Raw genomic sequence first — 6666 nt, forward strand, 5'->3', positions numbered from 1 at the left:
GAGGGACCGCCGATGCCCCTCGAAGGCCCGCGCGGTTTCCTCAAGGTGTTGTGCCACGCGCCAAAGCCTGAGCTGATCGAGCGCGAACTCGGCAGCGACTGGGAAAACCTGCGCAACATGTTCAAGCCATATCCCTGCGGCGTGGTGCTCAACCCCGTTATCGACGCATGCCTTGACCTGCATCGGAAACCTGATTTCTCCGCCGATCTCGTCAGCGACATCACCGTGCGCGGCTGCCCTCTGCTCAAGGCCCGCGCCGACAGGCCCAATGTCACCACGGGCAGGGAAGCGCAGGTCAGCGCGCAGCATGCTGTCGCCGTCGCTCTGTTGCGCGGCACGGCCGGCGCCGCCGATTTCAGCGACGCGGCTGTGAACGATCCTGACGTGAAGGCATTGCGCGCCACGGTGCGTCCGATCGAGACGGACGAAGCCATTCCGGTCGAGGCGGCCTATGTTTCCGTCCGCTGCAGCGATGGGGCGCATTTCGAGGTGCGCGAGCTGGCCGCCACGGGCAGTCCGGCACGGCCGATGACGGACGCCGCGCTGCGCGATAAGTTCGCCACCCTCGCCGAGTACGGCAGCCCGGCGATCGATGCCGGCGCGCTTGCCGATAGCCTGTGCGCGCTTCGCGACGTCAGCGACGTCGGTTCGATCATGCCGCTGGCCCGGCCGAAGGCATAGGCCGCACGCCGTCGTGCCCGACCTCAGCGATTGTGCTGCGGCGGCTTCCAGACATGGGTGGAGATGATGTCCCTCAGTTCCGTGCGCACGGCGCGGAACAGCGGCCGGAATGTCGAGGACATCGGTTTCTGCGACGAGGTCGCGAGGATCAGCTTGCGGGTGATCTGCGGGTCGAACGGCCAGACCTCGATACGGCCGGCTTCGGCAAGCAGGTGCACGGACGCATAGGGCAGGACCGTGTAGCCGCCGCCCTCCTCGACAAGCAGCAGCGTCGACGGCATCGCCTCCAATTCCATCTCGATGCGCGGATAGATGCCGTGTTCGGCGACGATGTTGTCGATCAGCCGGCGCAGACCATGCGGCCGGCTTGGCAGGATCATCGGCAGTTCCGCTAGCACGCCGAGGCCAACCGGACCGCGCGGCAGCAGAGGCTCTGGCAGCGCCGGGCCGATCAGGAAAAGCTCGTCATCGGCGAGCGGCTCGGTCAGCACCGAAGGGTGATTGGGCGAGTTGTAAAGCACCGCAGCGTCGATGCGGCCGGCGATCAGCCACTCCAGGATGTGGCCGCTGAAGCCTTCGATGACCTGCAGGGCGACGTTCGGGAACTCGTTCTTGATCTTCTTGACCAGCGGCACCGTCAGCACCGTCCCGACGGAGGGCGGAACGCCGAGCACCAACCTGCCGCGTGGCGAAGCCCTGAGATTGGATACGGCGTTCTGCGCGAGCCGCATGCGCTCGACGATCTCGTCGGCATGCGATTTCAGGAGCGCTCCGGCTTCGGTCAGCACCACGCCGCGACCGTTGCGGTGGAACAACTCGACGCCGAGCTCTTCCTCGAGCCCGCGGATATGGCGCGTGATCATCGGCTGGGTGACATTAAGGTCGAGGGCGGCCTTCGAGAAGCTGCCCGCCGAGCCGACGGCGATGAATACCTGAAGCTGCTTCGTGTCCAACTCAAACCACCCAACCCGCCGCCGGGCGGTGCCTGCCCGAAGCCTTTCTACGTGCGGAACGGATATTTCACGCCGCGCACGTTCAGGAACACGGCATAGACCGAAGTCGTCGCCGTGATGAAGAGCCGATTGTGCCGCGCGCCGCCAAATGCCACATTCGCCACCATCTCCGGCACCAGGATCTTGCCGATCAATTCACCGGCCGGCGTGTGGCACTGGACGCCGTCCCAAGCGCTGATCCAGAGGTTGCCGGCGATATCAATCCGAAACCCGTCCGGAATGCCCGGCGATATTTCGGCGAACACACGCGAATTTACCAGCCTGTCGCCGGCAACGTCAAACGACCTGACGTGGTGCGGCGCGCTGCGGTCGGTCAGATAACCGGAATCGGCGATGTAGAGCGTCTTCTCGTCGGGCGAGAAGGCAAGGCCGTTGGGCATCGAAAAATCATCGGCGACGACAGCGATGCGGCCGGATTGCGGATCGATGCGGTAGACGCGGCAACCGGGCTGCTCCTGGTCGGCCCGGCGCCCGACATAATCGGAGATGATGCCGTAGTTGGGATCGGTGAACCAGATGCTGCCGTCCGACTTGACCACCACATCGTTCGGCGAGTTGAGCCGCCTTCCCTCGAAGGAGTCCGCGAGCACGGTGATCGAGCCGTCCCATTCGGTACGCACGACACGGCGCTCGCCCTGCATGCAGGTGACAAGCCTGCCTTCGCGGTCGCGGGTGCTGCCGTTCGGATTAGCGACATTGCCGCGGAACAGCGAAACCGCGCCGGTCTCCTCGTCCCAGCGCAGCATGCGGTCGTTGGGAATGTCGCTCCAGACCAACGTGCGCAGGTCGGCGAAATAGACCGGCCCTTCCGCCCAGCGGTTGCCGGTGTGCAGCGTCTCTAGGAAGGCGACCGGATCGATAAGGTCGCCGAAGCGCGGATCGATGATCTCGTAGCAGGACATCGGCTGTCTCGCTTATGGCAGGCGAATGGCGATGGTGTGGATTGGCGGACCGGACGGTGGACCGTGCGACCCGCCAATATTCAGCGCTGGACGAACGGGGCCGGAATGGAGTTCCCGGCATCGATCCAGACGCTCTTTTCCTGGAGATATTCGTAGATGGCGGTGCGGCCGTTCTCGCGGCCAAAGCCCGACTGCTTGTAGCCGCCAAAGGGCGAGAGATAGCTCGTCGCGCGGTACATGTTGACCCACACGATGCCGGCTTCCAGCCGGTCCGGCAGCCGGATGCCGCGGCCTATGTCCTGCGTCCACAATCCGGCGGCGAGGCCATAGATGCTGTCGTTGGCGATGGCAACGGCTTCGTCCTCATCCTCGAACGGAATGATCGAAAGGACCGGGCCGAACACCTCTTCCTGGGCGATGCGCATCGACTGGCTGACATTGCCGAAGATGGTCGGCTCGACGAACCAGCCATCGGCGATCGCCTTGTCCTCCGGCACCTTGCCGCCGAGAAGCTGCTGGGCGCCCTCGTCCCGGGCGATGCCGATATAGTCGAGGACCTTCTTGTGTTGCGGCAGCGTCGTGATTGGCCCGACCTGGGTATCGGGATCGAGCGGGTCGCCGATCCTGGCGGTTTTCGCGAACGCGACCAGCTTTTCGGCCACCTGATCGTAGACGGAGCGCTGCACCAGCGCCCGCGAGCCGGCAATGCAGGTCTGGCCGGTCGCGGCGAAGATGCCCGAGACCAACCCGGGAATCGCGGCCTCCAGCTTGGCGTCGGCGAAGACGATGTTCGCCGACTTGCCGCCGAGCTCCAGCGTCACCTTCTTCAGCCCGCCGGCCGCGGCCTGGTAGACGCGCCGGCCGGTGGCGTCGCCGCCGGTGAAGGCGACCTTCGCCACGCCGGGATGCGTGACCATGCGGTCGCCGATCTCGTGGCCGAAGCCGGTGATGATGTTGACGACTCCCTTCGGGAAGCCGGCCTTCTCGAACAGCCTGCCGAAGAAGAGCGCCGAGACCGACGAGAATTCCGAAGGCTTCCATACGACGGTATTGCCCGCGGCCAGCGCCGGCGCCAGCTTCCAGGTCGCCAGCATCAGCGGCGAGTTCCACGGCGTGATCGCCGCCACGACGCCCAGAGGCTCGAGCTTGGTGTAGTTGAAAACGCCGGGCTTATCGATCGGGATGACGCGTCCCTCGATCTTGTCGGCCAGCCCGCCGAAGAAGCGGAACCATTGCGGGATGTATTTGCATTGCATCCGCATTTCGTTGATGAGCTTGCCGTTGTCCCGCGTCTCCAGAACGGCGAGATTTTCCGCCTCCTCGGCGACGAGGTCGGCAAAGCGCGCCATGATCTGGCCGCGCGCGCTCGCCGTCATCGACCGCCATTCCCCCCGGAAGGCTTGTGACGCGGCCTCCACGGCCGCATCGACATCGGCAACGCCGGCGCGCGGAACAAGCGCCCAGGCCTTGCCGGTGAAGGGATCGAAGGACTCGAAATACTCGCCCGACGCCGCAGCGGCCCAACGGCCGCCGATCAGCATGGCAAGCTTGTCCTCGGCGAGCGGCGGACGCTGGATCATGCCCCGATTTCCTGCAGGGCCTCGCGGGCGTTGCGGAAGGCGTCGACGCCGGCCGGCACGCCGGCATAGATGGCGACCTGCAGCAGCACCTCGCGGATCTCGTCCTTGGTGACGCCGTTGCGGATCGCGCCCTTGACGTGCATCTTCAACTCGTGCGGCCGGTTGAGGGAAGCCAGCATCGCCAGGTTCAGCATGCTGCGCGTCTTGCGGTCGAGCGTCTCGCGGCCCCATACGGCGCCCCAGCAATATTCGGTCACCAGCTCCTGCATCGGCCGGTTGAAATCGTCGGCGCTGGCGAAAGACTTCTCCACAAACTCGGCTCCGAGCACCGCCTTGCGGATTTCGAAGCCCTTGTCGAACATGTCCTTACCCATCGGGTTATTCCTTTCTGCTTAGGACGGATCAGAGGCCGGGTGTCGGCCGGTATTTGCGACCGCGCGCCAGCACGTGGCCAAGCGAGCCGTCGGTGAGGTAGATCTGGGTGGCCTTGGAATCGTACTGCACGCTTTCCTGGCCGGGATAGCCGAGCAGCTCGCGCACGCGCGGGTTCATGTAGTAAGTGCAAATCGCGATCGTCGTGACGGCAGAGAAGGCGGCGCCGTCTTCCTTGTTCAGCCTTTCGAGATGCGCTTCCGCGCTCAATGAGGGATCGGCGTCGAGCGCACGATAAAATCCTTCCTTGAGATCGACGCGAAAATCGAGCGCCTGTTCGGCATCGGCGAAGCTGCAGACGGAACCGAACGCCGGCATTGTGCCGTGGGCCGGGATGAGGAAGTCCGCAAGAGCGAGGAACGTCTTGTCTTTGCTCATCTCAGGCGACCTTCTGGTTGCGACGTTTCGCAATCATGCGACGTGTGTTGCGCAACGCCACCGCCATGATCGTCGCAGTCGGGTTTGTCGCCCCCGAGGTCGGGAAGGTCGAGGCGTCCATGATGTAGAGATTGGGCACGTCATGGCAGGCACCCCACTGGTCAACCACCGAGCGCTTGGGGTCGTCGCCCATGACGGTCGTGCCGATCAGGTGCCAGCCGGACTCGCGCACCGGCGTGGAAACGAGCGTCTCGATGGCGCCGGCGGCGCGCACCGATTCCAGGCAGCGGTCGATGTTGAACTGGAGTAGGCGGTTCGAGTTCTCGTTGACCTTGTAGATGATCTGCGGCGCCGGCAGGCCGTCGGAGTCGACGAGATCCTTCGACAGCACCACCTGGTTCTCCTCTTCCGGCAGGTCCTCGCCGACAATGCCCCAGATCAGCGAATGACCGAAGCGGCGGGCGACATTCTCGTGCAGGTTGGCGCCCCAGAAATCCTGGAAGCGGCCTTCCTCGGCGACATAGACCTTGGAGCCGATAGCGCCCGAGACGCCGACCGGACCGCCCGATGGCATGCAGTTCCATTTCGATCCACGCACAAAGCCGCGCCGCTCGTCGGTCTCGTAGAATTCGAGCGAATAGACCTGCTGCCCGAACGGGCCGCGCCAGGAGTCCAACGGATCCGCGTAGGAGGCAAGGATGCTGGCGAAGGGATGCATCATCAGCCGCTTGCCGACCATGCCCGAAGAGTTGGCCAGTCCGTCCGGGTGTTTCGCTCCGCCCGACATCAACAGCAGCCGCGGCGTGCCGACGCCATTGGCGCAGAGGATGACGACCTTGGCGCGCTGGCGCCGGTCGCGGCCATTGGCGTCGACATAGACGACGCCGGTGGCGAGCCCCTGCTCGTTGGTCTCGACCTCCTTGACGCGGGCACGCGTGACAAGCCGGGCGCCGGCCTTCAGCGCAAGCGGCCAGTGCGAACGGTCGGTGGTCGACTTCGCGCCTTCGGGGCAACCGGTGAGACAGGTGCCGCGCCGCACGCAGGCGTTCAACTCGCCGAATTTTTCGGACGGTATCGCATTACTGCCCGGCCACCAGTGCCAGCCCATGCGCTCCATGCCGAGCGCGCCGCGCAGACCGACGGAGCCTATCGGCAGCGCCGGGAAAGGATATGGTCCCCGTGGCGGAAATGCCGGGTCGCCGGCAAGGCCAGACACGCCGACCTCGCGCTCGATCTCGAGCTGGTAGGGCAGCAGATCCTCATGAGAGAAGGGCCAGTCTTCGGCCACCCCGTCGAGCGAGCGGACGCGGAAATCCGAGGGTAGGAAATGCATCCATTGCGCACCGTAGAGAGTGGCACTGCCGCCGACGCCGGCAAACATCAGCGGATTGATGTCCGTGGTCGAGGTGTCGACCGGATAGTCGTTCGGGTTGTCGCGCACATTGGGGTTGGGGTGCCAGAGCTTGGTGCTGACCAGCTCGTGCTCCGGCCGCGCCCCGGTGTAGTCGTTATATTCGGGCCACTCGCCCTGCTCCAGTACGACCACCGAAAGACCGGCCCGGGCGAGATGGAGCGCCGCGACCGAGCCGGAAGGCCCGGCGCCGACGATGGCGACATCCACTTCCTCGTCGCGCCGCGCTCGGGCGCCGCGTTCGCTCAGGCTCTCGACATTCATTTGCT

The 6666-nt window shown here is 65.1% G+C and carries 6 protein-coding genes and 1 pseudogene; 1 reads left to right on the top strand and 6 read right to left on the bottom strand.

From position 1 onward, the window contains the following. Window positions 1-681: pseudogene (locus EOA24_RS23315) on the top strand (MmgE/PrpD family protein); the annotation flags it as partial. Window positions 682-704: 23 nt separating this feature from the next. On the opposite strand, the gene EOA24_RS23320 reads toward EOA24_RS23315, so the two are convergent. The 6 genes from EOA24_RS23320 to EOA24_RS23345 form a co-directional block, all read right to left on the bottom strand. Then, entirely contained in the window at window positions 705-1634 is a 930-nt protein-coding gene (locus tag EOA24_RS23320) for a LysR substrate-binding domain-containing protein (RefSeq protein ID WP_126081366.1), read from the bottom strand. Window positions 1635-1681: 47 nt separating this feature from the next. Beyond that, window positions 1682-2596: an SMP-30/gluconolactonase/LRE family protein gene (locus EOA24_RS23325; RefSeq protein WP_126081365.1), complete on the bottom strand. Its 915-nt coding sequence runs from the start codon at window positions 2594-2596 to the stop codon at window positions 1682-1684. Window positions 2597-2676: 80 nt separating this feature from the next. After that, window positions 2677-4176, bottom strand: a complete 1500-nt coding sequence (locus EOA24_RS23330) for an aldehyde dehydrogenase (protein ID WP_245466954.1) — start codon at window positions 4174-4176, stop codon at window positions 2677-2679. Next, complete coding sequence (locus EOA24_RS23335; RefSeq protein WP_040985791.1) at window positions 4173-4550, bottom strand: carboxymuconolactone decarboxylase family protein; 378 nt, start codon at window positions 4548-4550, stop codon at window positions 4173-4175. The genes EOA24_RS23330 and EOA24_RS23335 overlap by 4 nt, the downstream gene beginning before the upstream one ends. A gap of 28 nt (window positions 4551-4578) precedes the next feature. Then, on the bottom strand, window positions 4579-4986 hold the full coding sequence (locus tag EOA24_RS23340) for a hypothetical protein (RefSeq protein ID WP_126081364.1): 408 nt from the start codon (window positions 4984-4986) through the stop codon (window positions 4579-4581). A gap of 1 nt (window position 4987) precedes the next feature. Beyond that, window positions 4988-6666: GMC family oxidoreductase (locus EOA24_RS23345; protein ID WP_348633079.1), on the bottom strand; the 1679-nt coding region annotated here is incomplete at its 5' end.

This window comes from Mesorhizobium sp. M2A.F.Ca.ET.039.01.1.1 (assembly GCF_003998035.1).
Taxonomy (GTDB): domain Bacteria; phylum Pseudomonadota; class Alphaproteobacteria; order Rhizobiales; family Rhizobiaceae; genus Mesorhizobium.